Origin of the sequence: Geobacillus sp. FSL W8-1251 (assembly GCF_038005945.1) — a bacterium.
GTDB classification, from domain to species: Bacteria; Bacillota; Bacilli; order Bacillales; family Anoxybacillaceae; genus Geobacillus; species Geobacillus stearothermophilus.
The window spans coordinates 1,163,079-1,177,806 of record NZ_JBBOUF010000001.1; the positions used below are offsets into that span (position 1 = coordinate 1,163,079).

Annotated in this window: 13 protein-coding genes and 4 pseudogenes; 5 read left to right on the forward strand and 12 right to left on the reverse strand. The window is 55.1% G+C overall.

Annotated elements, in window-relative coordinates:
- Window positions 1-70 precede the first annotated feature (70 nt).
- Window positions 71-409: a YfhH family protein gene (locus tag NSS88_RS06180; RefSeq protein ID WP_033009882.1), complete on the reverse strand. Its 339-nt coding sequence runs from the start codon at window positions 407-409 to the stop codon at window positions 71-73.
- A 2-nt stretch (window positions 410-411) separates the two neighbouring features.
- On the reverse strand, window positions 412-1,239 hold the full coding sequence (gene recX / locus NSS88_RS06185; protein ID WP_033009880.1) for a recombination regulator RecX: 828 nt from the start codon (window positions 1,237-1,239) through the stop codon (window positions 412-414).
- 81 nt (window positions 1,240-1,320) lie between these two features.
- On the opposite strand from recX, the pseudogene NSS88_RS06190 reads away from it, so the two are divergent.
- From NSS88_RS06190 to NSS88_RS06205, 4 genes and pseudogenes are all read left to right on the forward strand, one after another.
- A pseudogene (locus NSS88_RS06190) lies at window positions 1,321-1,518 on the forward strand (DUF1731 domain-containing protein); the annotation flags it as partial.
- Window positions 1,519-1,726: 208 nt separating this feature from the next.
- Window positions 1,727-2,281, forward strand: coding sequence for a GNAT family N-acetyltransferase (locus NSS88_RS06195; RefSeq protein ID WP_055358389.1), 555 nt, complete (start codon window positions 1,727-1,729; stop codon window positions 2,279-2,281).
- 135 nt (window positions 2,282-2,416) lie between these two features.
- Window positions 2,417-2,545, forward strand: a complete 129-nt coding sequence (locus tag NSS88_RS06200; protein WP_080706560.1) for a YfhE family protein — start codon at window positions 2,417-2,419, stop codon at window positions 2,543-2,545.
- Window positions 2,546-2,634: 89 nt separating this feature from the next.
- Window positions 2,635-2,820, forward strand: coding sequence for a YfhD family protein (locus NSS88_RS06205; protein ID WP_033009876.1), 186 nt, complete (start codon window positions 2,635-2,637; stop codon window positions 2,818-2,820).
- Between the two features lie 53 nt (window positions 2,821-2,873).
- Here NSS88_RS06205 and NSS88_RS06210 read toward each other — a convergent pair whose 3' ends face one another.
- Window positions 2,874-3,704, reverse strand: coding sequence for a glycosyltransferase family 8 protein (locus NSS88_RS06210; protein WP_055358388.1), 831 nt, complete (start codon window positions 3,702-3,704; stop codon window positions 2,874-2,876).
- 312 nt (window positions 3,705-4,016) lie between these two features.
- Here NSS88_RS06210 and NSS88_RS06215 point away from each other — a divergent pair.
- Window positions 4,017-4,097 (forward strand): annotated as a pseudogene (locus tag NSS88_RS06215) (hypothetical protein); the annotation flags it as partial.
- Between the two features lie 44 nt (window positions 4,098-4,141).
- Here the strand turns inward: NSS88_RS06215 and NSS88_RS06220 are convergent.
- From NSS88_RS06220 to pdaA, 9 genes and pseudogenes are all read right to left on the reverse strand, one after another.
- A pseudogene (locus NSS88_RS06220) lies at window positions 4,142-4,285 on the reverse strand (DUF3870 domain-containing protein); the annotation flags it as partial.
- 150 nt (window positions 4,286-4,435) lie between these two features.
- Window positions 4,436-7,060: a DUF2309 domain-containing protein gene (locus NSS88_RS06225; RefSeq protein ID WP_055358386.1), complete on the reverse strand. Its 2,625-nt coding sequence runs from the start codon at window positions 7,058-7,060 to the stop codon at window positions 4,436-4,438.
- Entirely contained in the window at window positions 7,053-8,555 is a 1,503-nt protein-coding gene (locus NSS88_RS06230) for an NADH dehydrogenase subunit 5 (RefSeq protein ID WP_055358385.1), read from the reverse strand. The genes NSS88_RS06225 and NSS88_RS06230 overlap by 8 nt, the downstream gene beginning before the upstream one ends.
- Before the next feature lie 383 nt (window positions 8,556-8,938).
- Complete coding sequence (locus NSS88_RS06235; protein WP_033016693.1) at window positions 8,939-9,307, reverse strand: DUF2294 domain-containing protein; 369 nt, start codon at window positions 9,305-9,307, stop codon at window positions 8,939-8,941.
- Between the two features lie 158 nt (window positions 9,308-9,465).
- Window positions 9,466-11,172 carry an ABC-ATPase domain-containing protein gene (locus tag NSS88_RS06240; protein WP_061580509.1) on the reverse strand — a complete coding sequence of 569 codons (1,707 nt, stop codon included), beginning with the start codon at window positions 11,170-11,172 and terminating at the stop codon, window positions 9,466-9,468.
- Window positions 11,173-11,244: 72 nt separating this feature from the next.
- Window positions 11,245-11,409 (reverse strand): annotated as a pseudogene (locus NSS88_RS06245) (PAS domain-containing protein); the annotation flags it as partial.
- A gap of 80 nt (window positions 11,410-11,489) precedes the next feature.
- Window positions 11,490-12,893 (reverse strand): 23S rRNA (uracil(1939)-C(5))-methyltransferase RlmD, encoded by a 1,404-nt coding sequence (gene rlmD, locus NSS88_RS06250; RefSeq protein WP_061580508.1) that lies wholly within the window; start codon window positions 12,891-12,893, stop codon window positions 11,490-11,492.
- Complete coding sequence (locus NSS88_RS06255; protein ID WP_061580507.1) at window positions 12,890-13,756, reverse strand: DNA-3-methyladenine glycosylase family protein; 867 nt, start codon at window positions 13,754-13,756, stop codon at window positions 12,890-12,892. The genes rlmD and NSS88_RS06255 overlap by 4 nt, the downstream gene beginning before the upstream one ends.
- A gap of 99 nt (window positions 13,757-13,855) precedes the next feature.
- Window positions 13,856-14,647 (reverse strand): delta-lactam-biosynthetic de-N-acetylase, encoded by a 792-nt coding sequence (gene pdaA, locus NSS88_RS06260; RefSeq protein WP_049625096.1) that lies wholly within the window; start codon window positions 14,645-14,647, stop codon window positions 13,856-13,858.
- Window positions 14,648-14,728: the final 81 nt, after the last annotated feature.

Sequence of the window (14,728 nt, forward strand, 5' to 3'; positions counted from 1 at the left end):
TTAGGGGTTGTTCCCCCTAAGTTTTTTCTTTCGACTCGCTTTCCGTCTGGCTGCAAATTGATCCCGCCTGTCATGAGGAGGGCAAATTCGGCTTGCGGAGAAGCGAAATCGGCAACGCTTCTTCCTCCCCGTTTCCTTTCAGCCGCCAGCCCCAGGCAAACACTCCTTTTAAATAGCGAACTTTGAAATATTCCCCAGGTGCTCCTTCAATTTCATAAATCTCTCCCGGAGGAAAATCAGCAGGGTTAAGCATATACGCTTTCGCCATGGCCATTTTTCGCTCATAGACAGCATATTCATTCACCATGCCCATCTGCTCCGCCTTGCGCGCTTTCTCAGCCAACACGGCGATTTCCCGCTGCAACTCCTCTTTCGTCATCTCGCTATACCGTTTTTGGTCCTCTCTCATGGTCACGATCCCCCTTTTTGGTTTTCACCGCTGCCTTGCCCGCGCAGCCATTCATCGATCAAGTCGAGTGAAAACCCTTTCCGATAAAGGGCTTGGCGCATCTTTTGCTCATAAAGCGGCCGCGGGTGGTGCGCATAACGGCGGTGCGCTTTCTCCGCCTGAACACTGAGCGCCTCCCGTTCTTCTTGTTCAGTATGAGCGCCGCCATCCGCCAAAACGGCGGCAATCACCTCATGCGGAAACCCTTTGCGCATCAGCTGCTGCCGCACCCGTTCCAAAAACGCGCGAGCCGATTCAGCCCGGCGCTGTTTTTTCGCCTTTTCGTAAAGCGAGCGGGCGATGGCCATCTGTTCATCCAACGTATACTCCGCCAAACTCTGCTCGATCAAGCAGCCCAAAACACCGAGCCGTTCCAGTTCAGCGCGGATGAGAAGCGGCCCTTTCGCCGCCGTCTTTTTTTGCGTGCGCACGTAGGCGGCCGCAAACGCCCCGTCATCAACATACCGCTCAGCGCGAAGTTTTTTGAGCACTTCATCAATCACCGAATCCGGAGCGCCTTTTTTTCGCAAATGTGCAGCGACCTCATGCTCCGAACGCATCCGGTGCGCCAAAAAGTAAAGCGCCTGTTGATACGCCTTTTTCACCTCATCGGCATACACAATATGTTGAAGCAGGTCGTCGCTGATCTCCAACCCTTTTTTCAAGCGGAATTGAAGCAATACATCTTGATCAACTGTCAATCTCAACGACGGTGCGCCGTCACGGTGCACGACAATCCAAAATCGTTCAGCATTTTGTTCGGTTGCGACAATGTCGGCAATCGTTCCCATTGTTTGTCCCCCTTATCTTTTATGGTATCATAAGCAGGAACTTCTGACACCAAAAGCGAAGTCATAAAATAAACCAGTCGTACGGTCTCCCGCCTGCTTCGCCGCCCGCACTGGCTTCCGGTTCCCGCCTGGGCACTTCGCCTTCTCCTCGGCGAAATGAGCATGCTTGTTGCCGAAGGGCAACGCGTCATTCCGGAAAAGCTGCTGCAAGCTGGGTTCCGCTTTTCGTTTCCAACGTTAGAAGATTGTCTCACGGATTTGTTTTTGCCGCAAGGCTGACAAAAAATATCCAAAAAAATTAACAAAAAAGCAATTCCCTTTTTTCATCTAATCGTGTATGATAAAGAAGACTTCAGGGCAGTTGTGGTTCATAACCGCATACGGACAGGAATAAGGGGAAGGTAAATGGTGCGCCACCAGCGCTCGCGCTGGTTCTAGTGGGTTCCCGCTGGGAGGCTGCCCTCGGCATCCAAAGGAGGGATTGGCCATGTTGAAAAAACGCGAGCTGCAAGACTGCCATGCGCTGTACGAGCTGATGGTGCATCCGGACGTCTTCCCTTTCGTGCGCCAAAAAGCCAGCTCGTACGAAGAGTTTTTATTCATGACAAAACAGCTCATGGAGGCGGAAGAACGCGGCGAATTGATTTCGCGCACGATTTTAGACGAATGGGGAAACCCAATCGGCACGATCAGCCTCTTTGACATTCAAGACGGCGCCGGCTTTTTAGGAACGTGGCTTGGCAAACCGTACCACGGGCGCGGCTACAATCAGCGCGCCAAGGAAGCGTTTTTCCACGAACTGTTTTATGAGCTTTCCATCGAAACGGTGTTTTTGCGCATCCGCAAAGTCAATGTGCGCTCGATCAAAGCGGCGGAAAAACTGCCGTACGTCACGCCGGCCAATGAAACGCGGCGGGCGCTGCTCGAGCAAATCGGCGCGGATGTATACAATTTGTACGAAATTACAAAAGACAACTACACGCTTTATACGATGCGCCATCCCTCCTTTACGCTGGAAAAGGAACAACGAAAAGAAGCGTAAGCGCGGAAGGACGCATGACGATCGAAAAAGAGGCTGTCCGTTCGGACATCCTCTTTTATTTATGTATGCATAAAAACGGCTGGCCTCGTCCAAAATGGAACTAAAGGCATATCATGCAAAGCGAGGGAACGAGCGATGGAGGAAAAACGAAAACGCGAAAAAGTGAAGCATACGTTGACAAGCGCCCAAGAAGTAAGCTATGCCCGCGATTTTAAAATGGCGGACCAAGCGGGCGGTTACACTGCCAAAAAAGCGCGCCATTAGAAATGATTGCTATTTATATGGCGGCGCCGTCCATGCCATGCTAATGAATGAATCGTACGATTCACACTTCTTTATAGGGGGCATGGACGATGGGCCGATCTCGCGGACAACGGACGCGCGACAAAAACAAAGCAACTTTGCCGCAGGTTCCCAAACAATTGAAATCTGACGGCATTGACGTCGAATATTCGGCGGAATTTGCCGACCATGAAGACCTCGAGGCGCAGGCGCGCGCGGCCGCTGCTGGCATCCGCCGGCAAGAGCGCAAACGGTAACGGAAAGAGGTGTCCTTTCAATGGGACACCTCTTTCCTGTGCAGACCGCACCGTTATGTCGCCGCCTCCCCCGCCGGTTCGAGCACTTGGCTGTATCGCCTGTAAAAGAGGCCGAGCTCCCCTTTGTAATTGTCTTTCCATGGTTTTTCTTTGCCGCAATAATGAATAAAGACGGTGTTTTCCTCGATCCACGCCAAATTATGTTTTGGGTTGGGCAACAGCTGCAAAAAATCGTAATAACGGGCATCATAGTTGTAACGGTAGCCATCGACCGGTTTGATTTTGTCCCAATACAGCCCATTGAGCACATCTTGGTCAGGAAGGACAAGCTTAAACCGGTTGTCGCGGATAAACTGGTAAATGTCCGCGAGCCGGACGTGTTCGCGCATCGCCGCGATGTTCATCATCATGACGCCCGTGTTGAAATAACCTTTCGCATTCGGCGTTTTCAAGCGAAGTTTGTTGAACAAATTAGCCACTTTGGTCGAATGCGTATGCTCGGCGGCGATAAACCAGTTCCCCTCAAAGTCCATCTCATACAGCTCATCGATCGGATTGATGGCGACAATGTCCGGATCCAAGTACAGCACCCGGTCGACATCGGGCGGAAGAAACAAATGCGCCGCCAGCCGGTAGTACATCTCAGCCGTATAGTGGCGAAACACCGGAGCATCATGAAACAGCTGCGGGTCGACATAAATTGGCACCAGTTCATGCCCTTGCTTGCGAACGAAATCACTAAGCGCCCGAATCTCCTCCTCCGCAATGCGCGAATAAAGCAAATAAAATGTAAACGGGCGCCGGTTATTGCAAAATAACGAATACATAAGCACTTTCAGCGGTGGAAGATAATTGGCGTCTGCCGTCACTAAAATGCGGAACATGCATCATCACTTCCTTTGCGTCATCGTTTCCCCTTTCTCTAATTATATCTGAACGCAGGCAAATGTTGCCCCTTTTGGCCTTGGACAGCAATGTTTTCCTATCATCCTTTTCGTTGGATCATATTTCCTGTCCATGATATAGTGGAAAGAGAACAGAAAAAGGGGGATTGGAAACATATAGGGAATGTTCGTTGGGTGTTGGCTCTCATTTCGTTTTTAGCAATCACACTTTTCTCCTGCAGCAAACCGCCATCGCCGCACGATGCATTAAAAACGTACACCTCCTACTGGACGAAACAGCAATTTGCGAAAATGTACGACATGCTCTCAGAAGAAACGAAAAAAACAGTCGGCAAAGAGCAATTTGTTGACCGCTATAAAAAAATTTACGGCGACATCCAGGTGTCTCACTTATCCGTTGCCCCAGTCCCTGTTCATTCAGTAGCCAGTGTGCATGATGCCTCCACGATCCCCCCGTACTTTTTATCAATTTCCGCCGTAATCGTCAGCGTATCGTAAAGGCTTTTGGCCGCCATTCCGGCCGGCAGCCGCGCATGGCCGGCGATAAACTGCGTTTTCATCCGCTTTCCCTCTTTCCTCGTCTTTCTTGTTGCTGTTATACCAACTATTATCTTGTTTCGCGGCGTACATCTATTTTCCCTGCCTCGTTTGGCAGGCAGCAAAAAAAGCCGCCCGCCAAGCAAACTCGGCAAGCGGCAAATCGTTGCTTTTTAGCGCTTCTGCCTTGATGCAAGACGGCCTGCCTCCCAGTTCACCCACGCCCCGCTGTCTGGGTCAATCGAGGCGAGACGGAGCCAACCGTTTTGCACTTTGCGACGAAACTCTTCATTTCTGTCGAGCAGCTGCTCGATATAATAGGACGGCGCTTCGATGATGACAAGCAACCGAAGCGGGGCATGAAACAGTTCGCGATCGGACGCGGCGACCGACTGCCATGGAAAGCCGGCTAACAAGTCGCTCCCGTTCCCTTGCATGACGCCGATGCCGCCGGTCACCGTCTGGGTCGTTTTATCGCCGCTCCCGTAGTAGTGCGGTGCGACTGTTGAAGCGTAATATTGCAAGTTAATCCATTGTCCGACGGTCGCCGGCCCGGCGATAATGCCGGCGAGCGCCTCACCGGTCGGATCTTCGCGCCAATCGTAGCTATGCAAAAACACCCGGCCGTCTAAGTCCTTTCCTTTTGTCAACTTGCGGCGGCCGATCAAGAACGCAGCGTTCCGGGCCAATCCCCATTCTGGACGGATCTCGCTCCAATCAATGGCGCGCCGTTGCGCTTCCGCCACCGGATCGCGCGGCGTCTGTCCGACATGGGGGAGCTTTGCCATCCGCTCAGCGTTCGCACGGCGGCTCGCTTCGCCAAGCGCCTGCTTCAGCTGTCGAAACGCCGCCTCAGCCGCTGCGGACAACGGCGGCATATCAAGCCAGCGGACTTCATCGACGGTCGTAATATGTTCCGCAGCGACAAACACCGTTTCATCCGGAATGTTGATCCCTTCAGCCGCCAGTCCAGCGCGCACTTCCGGCAAGTTGGCCAACGCGGCGAATACGCGGGCGTTGAACGCTCCGGCCGCACCACCGCACGCCCCGCAATCGAGCGCCGAAGCGTACGGGTTGTTGGCCGTCTCGCTTTCATGGCCGCAAACAACCACAAGCGGAGCGAACGAAGACGTCAAGCCAATGTTGACGAGCAGCTGCTTCACGTATTGCACTTGTTCCTCGGTTGTAAAGCCGATCGGCAGTCCAGACGATTCATCCTTTCCATGGCGGTGGAGCGACAAGTCCGTCTTCGGCTTATGTTCGGCTGCCGCTTCCGCCTGGCGGACGACCCGGCCAGCCCAAGCCGGCGCGGCGCTGCGGGCGAAGGTATGAAGGCCGAGCCATGGTCCGCTCATTTCCGGAAGCAATAAGCCGGCCAACATATGCTGTTTGATCTTTTTAAACGTCTGGCCGACAAAGCGGAATGCATCGCGCCGGCGACGGTACGGACGCGCCGCTTCCAAAGCGGCGGTTTCGTTGATTTCATGCTGCGGCGCGACGATCGCCGGGCATGACGGGTGAGCGTCATCGCTGTCAAGTGCGCGCGTTTGAATCGGCAAGCCGAAAAAGCCGGCGCAGCCATACGTTTCAAACGGTCCGGCCGCTTCCAAATGGCGGCGGAACGGCTCGGAACGGACGTCGATGCAAAACAATAGCTGCGCTACCGCCTTCTTCGTCTCATCCATCGGCTGATGCGCCAATACCGCTTCTTTCAATTTCGCTTCATACGTATCTTCCCACGCTTCAAGCCAAAGATGACACCGGTCAATTCGCCAAAACCGATCGATAAACGCCAACCGGGCGCGCTGCTCTTTGCCGGACAGGTTCCGCCAGTCTTCCAGCGTCATCCCTCCCCAATGCAGCCAAGCGGCCAACAGTGAAAGAGCAGCGCCGATGTCCGCATGATCCTCCCGTTCAAGCGGCAAATATGGCGCCACAAGCGTCCATTCAAGCGACAGACGGACCGCCAAATAGTCAATCAATCCCCGCAATTCGTCGCCCGTCCGGCGCGACTGCCATACAACCATGCCAGCCCAGCCGGGCAACGCCAACAAATGCGCCTCCAAGTAAGCGGCGGTCTCTTCCTCCTGTACGCCAAGCTTCATCAACGCTTGACGCAGCGCCTCTTCCCCGTCGTGCGGCCAATCGGCAAGCCGCTTCCGTTCCTCTTTCGAGAGCGCCGGGTCGGCGGCGATGAGCCGGCGCCATGCTCCGTAAAACCCCAGCTCACGATGTGGAAGCGCCCATGGCGCCGTGTTCGAACCATAAAACAGTTTGCACCATTTGACGGTTTGTTGGTCAAGGCGTTGGCTTACGCCGTGCAACGCGGCGCCCGCCGTCCGAACAGCCGCCGGACGCCATGCCGCCGCATGCGCCAGCTCCGCCAGTTCCGGCAGACGAAGCGCCTCCTTGGGCACCGTCTCATTCCAAAGGAGGGCGCGGCACATTCGCTCTGCTTCTTGGCGCCGCACCGGGAGCGGCTTGTTGTCAAGCCAACGCTGCAGCCGCCGCTCGACGAATACAAGGTCAATCTCCCCTTTTGCCATCGCCGCATGGAAAACCGCCATCGGCGGATACAAATCAATTCCATGCGCCTGCTGCAGGCGGTCGGCTGCGTCGGCAAACGTCTGCTCTTCAAGCCCCATCCACGGATGGCGGGCGATAAAGGCGGAAATCGGCCAAAGCGGCGCAACCGCCTTTGCCGCTTCGCTGACAAGCATAGCAAGCGGGAGGGCTTCTGCGCCGGTGGGCTTCGATTCCCCCGTTAGCCGTTCAAGCGGCATTGCACTTTTACTCATGAGCCATTCCCTCCTTCAGATAGGATGCCAAATAACGGGGATGCGCCTCCATAGCCGCTGGGCGCGGCTCCCCGAGATGAACGAGATGCATATACACCCGAACGGCAAGCGCCGATGTGCACCGGTTTGCCAGCCAGGCGGCGGTCAATGCCGCCATCGCAAACAAGACGACTACTGTCCATTCAAACGCGGCAGGCGGCACAAAAACCGTCGCTTCCCCCTGGCCGAGCAGCGTCAAAAACTGATGGCGCACCGTTTCCGAACCAAACGCCAACACAGCCACCGCCGCCAGGCCCATCCAGCGGCCTTCGCGGAAATCGGCTAGCCGTCCCCAAGCGACCGCCGCCGAGGCCCCAAGCAAAAGCGCGCTCAGCAGGCGGGCCTGTTCATTCGGGGAAGCGAACCAAAAAGACACCCCAAGCAGCACGCCAAGGAGAAGACCTCCCTGCCATGACCCGCTTCCTCGTTGGAATCCCGGCCGGCCGATCCTCGGAACAACCGAACCGGACTGCAGAAAAAGCGTCGCTTTAAACAGCCCGTGCAGCACCAAATGCACAACCGCCGCCCCGTAGGCGCCGAGGGCGCATTGCACAAGCATAACTCCCATTTGCGCCATCGTGGACGCGACCAGCTGGCGTTTATAGTCCGCCTGCACCAAACTAATGCCCATACCAATCAAAATCGAGCAAAAGGAGATCACAAACAATGCGATATGCGCCCCCGTCCCGCTAAAGAGCGGGGAAAAGCGCCAAAGCAGCAGCCCGCCGGCATTGACGAGCCCCGCATGCATCACCGCCGACACCGGCGTCGGCGTCACCGCCGATTCCATCAGCCAACGATGGAACGGCCATTGTCCAGCCGGGATAATGGCGGCCAAAATAAGCAGTCCGTTCATCACCGCCTTCTCCCAGGCGTCTAGGCGGGCAAGGCGCTCCGCCGACAGCGCAGAAGCAAGCTGCCATTCGCCGGCCGCCGTTCCGAGCCAGACGGCAGCGATGACGACGGCCAGCCAACTCAGGCTGAACACGACCGCCATTTGCCGGGCGACAAACTGCGCCGGCCTCCATTCTTTTTTCAATGCCGTTAACGCCACAAGGCCCATCAATGGAAGCCCCCAGCAGACGGCAACGAGGCGCATGTCGCCGCTTGCCCATGTCAGAGAAGCGGCCGACACCGTCCACGTCAACAAGGAAAAATAGCGCCGGTAAGCGCGGTCGCCATGCAAATAGCGAACGGCAAACCGTTGAATCGCCCAACTGAGAAGTGAAATATAGACGGCCACCAACCAACTGACCGCATCAAACCGCCACGGCCCGGCCTCTGCGTTGCCGGCGCCGATCCATCCGGCGGCAGCCGCCGCTCCCGGAAGAAGCAACAGCCAGACGTGCACATGCACATACCGCTCCGGCATGCGCGGATGCAGCCATGCGGCTGCGCTGATGAAAACGATGGCCACTGCGGCGAGCCATCCCCATATGAACCATTGTGCTGCCATCACATTCTCCTCCCCTCGTCCTTTGTCTTCGTTCGGGAGAAAAAAGAAAAAACCGGCTATGTCAATCAGGCAACGCGACCAAAAAGGCCGCACCATTGCCTATAGATTGCCCATAGCCGGTTTACCTTCAACCAATCGTGAGGCGATTGTTTGAAGATCTCCCGCTGTGCAACAGACACCGGTCGGTTTCCCTTCAACGAACTTACACTGGCGTAAGTTTTTTGAAGGGCTCCCGACATGCTGTCCTTTATGTTTATCCTATACTTACTATACAAAAGTTGTTTCAATTATACAATAACTTTATAAAAAAATGCCTTCTTCAACTTTATAAAAAAATGCCTTCTTCGTCCGGAGCGCCGTTTTATGGCGATGCGGGCGAACATTTAGCCCGTCAGCTGTTTTTCTAAATCGTTGAACAGCTTAAAGACGATCACCCGCTCGCCCGTTCGGGTGCTTAAATCCGTATGGAAGCTCTTCACCTTCTCGCCGGTGATTTCAAAAATCATTTCTTTCAAGTCATCGACTCCAGACTCCACTAAACTCGTCCGCGACCGCTTCACCGATAACATTCCTTCTTTTGATTCGCAAAGCGCGTACTCGGCGGGCGTCAGGATGCCGTGCAACGAAACGATGATCATATCGCGCAAAATATCGGTTTTCACCGATACCGAACCGCGGCCAAGAAAATCTTTTTCCCATTTTGTCAATGCTTTGCTGATTTCCGATTCAATCGAACCTTTTGATTTGCCCATGCCTCGATCCCCCTTCAGCCAAACCGCGGCCTCCCCGCCGCCATCCGTTTCATTGAACTGATAAACATAATTATAACGATAATCGAAAGGGGACGCTAGACAAAATCAACGGAAACGAAAAGCGAAAGCAGGTTCAATCCGCTTCCGCCCGCAATGGTTCAGCGTTGGCGGCAACGGAGCGTCCGCAGCCGATTGAGCGCCGCCGCCAGCTCGAATCGGCGTGGTCGGGCAAGTTCACCCGGATGCCCTTTTCGGAACGAAACGGAGCCCAAGCCTTGGCGATCCCATTGTTCTTCGATCGCATCGAGCAGTTGGCGGACGGTTTTCTTTCCGTCGAACCATCCTTTTCGTTCCATATACAGCAGCGCCGCGACAATCGCCCGCGTTTGGCTGTCATCGACCAGCTGCTCAAGCGCATAAAGCAATAGATCGGTTTGCCCGTACTGAATGACGTGCCGTCCGCGCGCGACCGCTTTTTCTTTTTTTCCTTTTTGGCTGTTTAAACTCCCAGGCAGCGGAATGCGCTCATGAATGCAGCCGAACGACTCGCCGCCTTCCGCTTTCCGTCCCGACGGCATCTGCAAGGCGATTTGTTTTGCCTCTGCCGTCACATCAAACGGGACGTACTGCTCCATTTTGATCACGCAATCCGCGATATCCAAGTAATCCCCCAATCCGCCGACGACAAGAACGGTCGAAATGCCGTAATCGCGAAATAGTTGACGCGCCTTGTCGATATACGGCGTGATAGGTTCGGCATCTTTCGCCACGAGCGCCTGCATGCGTCCATCTCGGATGAGCAAATTCGTCGCGCTCGTATCTTCATCAATCAAAAACGCCGATGCCCCCGCTTCAATCATTTCGATCATGCTCGCGGCCTGTGAGGTGCTGCCGCTCGCGTTTTCCGTCGAAAACTGTTTCGTCTCTTTTCCATACGGCAGCGTGCCAATGAGCGGGGAAATGTCAACACTGGCGACGCTCCGGCCGTCTTCGGCGCGAATTTTCACCGCCCCGCTGTCCGTGATGACAAACTCCCGCCCGTCGCCGGCGACATGATCATACACGCCGTGCTCCAGCGCCTGCAGCAACGTCGATTTGCCGTGATAGCCGCCGCCGACAATCAGCGTAATCCCTTTGCGGATGCCCATGCCTTTGATCGGTTCAGCGCGATGCGGAACGGGGATCGCAATCTCCAGCTCTGGCGGACTTTGAAACGGCACCGCTCCACGTCGAAGCGGCTTGTCGCTCACTCCGCTCTCCCGCGGCAAAACCGCACCGTTCGCGACAAACGCCACCAATCCGTGTTCACGCAAATAGCGGCGAATGGCGTGCTGCTGATCGGCAAGCTCGACTGCCGCACGAATATCCTCCTCCCGAAGGCCGTACACCGCCCGCTCGATGACGGATGGAATTTGCTCGAAAAAGATGGCCTCGGCTTCTTTCGCCAAAATGCGACGCCCGTTCGCCGGCAACCCGACCGACAAACAGACAGTGACCGTCTCGTCTGTCACTTGCACTGCTGTCCGCTCGAGCACCTTCTGCTCCGGGGCATCGATCAAGACGAGCCCGCTTTTTCCCGATCCACGCGCCCGCAGCGGCCATTGCCGCAATTCATGATAGACGCGGCGCGCCAGCACATCTTCACAGCGGATGCGGCGCGGTTTCGTATTCATCCACTCCGCTGCCAACGCCGTTTTCGCCCGCGGTATGATCACGCGGACCTTGGACGGCTCAGCGAACGGATCGCCCTGCACGTGGTCAATCGCGAGCGTAAACAATGGAAACGAATACGTCCCTTCGATCGTTTTATACGCTTTATATCCCTTTTGATCAATGGATCGCAGCCGTTGTCTGAGCGTTTCCATGAAACCAGCTCCTTTTCCTCTTCATTCGTTGCCTCAACATACCCGAGTATGGCAAGACGACCTATATTGCCATTTTAAACGGGTAATATCCGTTCGAATCGACACGTATTGATACGGCTTTCCTCGTTCATCCAAAAAGGGGACAATGGTAGACTGAACCCAGTAGTAACTCCCGTCTTTCGCTTTATTTTTGATCTCTCTCCTCCATATCTTCCCTGTCCCGATGGTTTTCCACATATGACAAACATCTTCCAATACTCAACTTTCTTTCTCGTGATGAACGGTTATGTTTTCAGTGGAACGAGTTTATTTTGTGTTTACAACTTTAATACTAATCGAGCTACACTTTCTACATGCGCCGTGTGCGGAAACATGTCGACCGGCTGGATGTAGTCGACGCGGTATTGGGCCGCCAAGGCGTCGAGGTCGCGGGCGAGGCTCGATGGGTTGCACGAGACGTAGACGACCGTTTTCGGGCGGACGCCAAGGATCGTGTCAAGCAGCGCCCGGTCGCAGCCGACGCGGGGTGGGTCGACGATGATGACGTCCGGCTTCCAGCCTTCGTTCACCCATTTGGGCAGCCAATATTCCGCTTTGCCGACGACATAGTGCGTGTTCGTAAAGCCATGTTTGTCTGCGTTTTTCTTGGCGTCTTCAATCGCTTCGGGGATCGTATCCATGCCGCGCACTTCTTTCGCATCGCGGGCGAGCCACAGCCCGATCGTGCCGACGCCGCAGTAGGCGTCAACGATCCGCTCCGTTCCGGTGAGGGCGGCCGCTTTTTTCACTTCTTCGTACAGCTTGACCGTTTGGATCGGGTTAAGCTGGAAAAAGGCGCGCGCCGACAGTTCAAATGACAAGTCGCCGAGCGTTTCTTGAATGTACTCGTCGCCGGCGAGCACTTCGGTTTCGTTGCCAAAAATGAGCGACGTTTTTTCGCCGTTGATGTTTTGCACGATTGATTTCACTTCCGGAAGGCGGCGGCGAATTTCGTCAATGAGCAGCTGTTTGCGCGGAATGTCTTTTGTCGCTGTCACCAGCACAAGCTGGATGTCGCCCGTATGGAAGCCGACACGGACGACGATCGTCCGCACGACGCCCGTTCTCGTCCGCTCGTTGTAAATCGGGATGCGCAAGTCTTGCAAAATCGTTTTCACGATGTTCGTCACGCGCGTCGTTTGCGGATGCTGGATGCGGCATTCCGATAGGTCGACGAGTCGGTGGGAGTTGAGGCCGTACAGCCCGGCGAGCACCTTCCCTCTTTTCATCCCGACTTGAAATTGGCTTTTGTTTCGGTATTGCCACGGGTCGGCCATGCCGATCGTCGGGCGGATGTCAAGTTTGTCGACATCGAGGCGGCGGGCGTGGCGGCGCAATGCTTGGATGACGATGTCGCGTTTGGCTTCAAGCTGCGCTTCGTACGATAAGTGCTGGAGCTGGCAGCCGCCGCACTGGTCATAGAGCGGGCATGGCGGCTTGATACGGTTTGGCGAGCGCTTGCGGATGCGCTTGATTTTCGCCTCAGCGTAGGTTGGATGGATGTCCGTCGCTTCGACGACGACTTCTTCCCCCGGCAACGCGCCGGGGACGAAGACGACTTGTTTTTGGAAATAGCCGACCCCTTCGCCGTTAATGCCGATCCGTTGAATGGTCACAGGAAATTGGTCGCCTTTTTTGATTTTGATGTTCGTTTGTTGCTTTTCCATATCGGTCCCTCTCATTCAATGCTTCGCCACAAATAAAGCGCCGCATAGCTGGCGTACGGTTTCCACCGCTCGCCGAGCGCCGCCATCTCTTTTGCGGTCGGCCGCTTCGGAAGCCCGAATTGTTTTTCAACCGCCCGCTGCAAGCCGATATCCGCCGGCGGGAAGACGTTTGGACGACCAAGGCCGAAGAGGAGGAAGTTTTGCACCGTCCACGGGCCGATGCCGCGCACGGCCGTCAGCCGCTCCATCACCTCGCCGTCTTCCATCTGCTTAAGTTCATCAAGCCGCAGCTTTCCGTCAGCGATGAGGCGCGACACATCGACGATATATTCCGCTTTCCGCCCGCTCAGCTGCAAGGCGCGCACATCCTCGTACGAACGGGCGGCCACTTCTTCCGGGCGCGGGTAAAACCAAACGCCATCCACTTCTGTTCCGAACGTTTTCACAAACCGCTCCGTCAGCCGATAGCCGACTTTGAGATGAAGTTGCTGATGGATCAAACATTTGATGAGGCAAAAATATAGATCAAAATCGAGCACAAGCGGCATTCCTTCATACTCGGCAAACAGCGGCGCCAGGTCAGTGCGGCGGAAATGCTCGTGAATGGGCCCGAGCGGCGTCCGCCATTGAAACAGATGCGAAATCCGCTCCATCACCTCGTCTTGCCGCTCGGGAAAAGGAGCTGAAACGACAAATCTCGGGTCATCTTTTGTGCCGACGCCTTCCACCGTTACGGGCACGAAACAGCCGTCGAGGGCGAGCGGCACGGTGATGCGCTGCCGTTCCCGATCCACGGCCAACAGCGGGTCGAGCGAAAGCCGCTCAAGGGCGTGGGCGAAATCGTACGGCGCCGGCACCGTCACTGTTTTTGTCCACATCGCATTCACCTGTTTCTTTCGTCCGTATCCTCATTATAACGAAAAACACCCGCTGAACCAAACGGCTCACGGGTGGGGCTATTTTTCAAACGAAACCGCTTATGGGCGAAACAGCCACGGATGGAGTCCCATCTTTTTCGCCATCAATTCATCTAAGCTGGCAAACGTATACCCTTGTTTGCGCAAGTCGTCGATCACCTTCGGCAGCGCGTCGGCGTTGTCTTTCGATACGGAGTGCAGCAACAAAATCGCGCCTGGGTGAATTTGTTTCATGATTTGGTCATAGGCATATTGCCAGCCGCGCTGACGGTCGGTTTGCCAGTCGACGAACGCCAGCGACCAAAAGACGTGGTAATAGCCGAGCTCGCGGGCGAGAGATAACGTCCGTTCGCTGAAAATGCCGCGCGGCGGGCGAAGGTACATCATCCCTTTTTGCCCGGTCAGCTCTTCTGTCTTTTCCTTGACTTTTTCGAACTCTTCGCGCACCCGCTCATCGCTGGCGGTCGTTAAATCGGGATGGTGCCACGAATGGTTGCCGATGATATGTCCTTCGGCAGCCATTCGTTTCACTAAATCAGGCGCGGTTTGCAAATAATGGCCGGTGACAAAAAAGGCGGCCGGCACATGTTTTTCTTTCAAGATGTCCAAAATTTGCACCGTATAGCCGTTTTCATAGCCGTTGTCAAACGTCAAGTAAATCGTTTTTTCACTCGTATCGCCTAAATAAAACGCGTCATATTTGGCAAGCAGCTCATCGAGCTCTTTTCCCGCCGACGGGGGCTCGTGGTTTTCGCTCCGCTTGAATCCCCAATGGATCGCTTGATTGCTTGCGGCAAACGCAGAAGCGGGAAAAAGCGCAATCGCTAAAACGAGAGAAATAAGCCATCTCATGCCTGGTTCCTCCTTGGCCGCCGTCTTTTCCTCTTTTTTATTGTTTTCGCCCTCAGCTGCTTTACGCACGCCATTTTTTGC

Bases quoted from the DNA above. Each gene is read 5' to 3' on its own strand.
- NSS88_RS06230 (WP_055358385.1), bottom strand. From the start codon at position 8,555: ATGGCAGCACAATGGTTCATATGGGGATGGCTCGCCGCAGTGGCCATC.
- NSS88_RS06200 (WP_080706560.1), top strand. From the start codon at position 2,417: ATGGAGGAAAAACGAAAACGCGAAAAAGTGAAGCATACGTTGACAAGC.
- rlmD (WP_061580508.1), bottom strand. From the start codon at position 12,893: ATGAGAGGGACCGATATGGAAAAGCAACAAACGAACATCAAAATCAAA.
- NSS88_RS06235 (WP_033016693.1), bottom strand. From the start codon at position 9,307: ATGGGCAAATCAAAAGGTTCGATTGAATCGGAAATCAGCAAAGCATTG.
- recX (WP_033009880.1), bottom strand. From the start codon at position 1,239: ATGGGAACGATTGCCGACATTGTCGCAACCGAACAAAATGCTGAACGA.
- NSS88_RS06205 (WP_033009876.1), top strand. From the start codon at position 2,635: ATGGGCCGATCTCGCGGACAACGGACGCGCGACAAAAACAAAGCAACT.
- NSS88_RS06195 (WP_055358389.1), top strand. From the start codon at position 1,727: ATGTTGAAAAAACGCGAGCTGCAAGACTGCCATGCGCTGTACGAGCTG.
- NSS88_RS06240 (WP_061580509.1), bottom strand. From the start codon at position 11,172: ATGGAAACGCTCAGACAACGGCTGCGATCCATTGATCAAAAGGGATAT.
- NSS88_RS06180 (WP_033009882.1), bottom strand. From the start codon at position 409: ATGAGAGAGGACCAAAAACGGTATAGCGAGATGACGAAAGAGGAGTTG.
- NSS88_RS06255 (WP_061580507.1), bottom strand. From the start codon at position 13,756: ATGTGGACAAAAACAGTGACGGTGCCGGCGCCGTACGATTTCGCCCAC.
- NSS88_RS06210 (WP_055358388.1), bottom strand. From the start codon at position 3,704: ATGTTCCGCATTTTAGTGACGGCAGACGCCAATTATCTTCCACCGCTG.
- NSS88_RS06225 (WP_055358386.1), bottom strand. From the start codon at position 7,060: ATGAGTAAAAGTGCAATGCCGCTTGAACGGCTAACGGGGGAATCGAAG.
- pdaA (WP_049625096.1), bottom strand. From the start codon at position 14,647: ATGAGATGGCTTATTTCTCTCGTTTTAGCGATTGCGCTTTTTCCCGCT.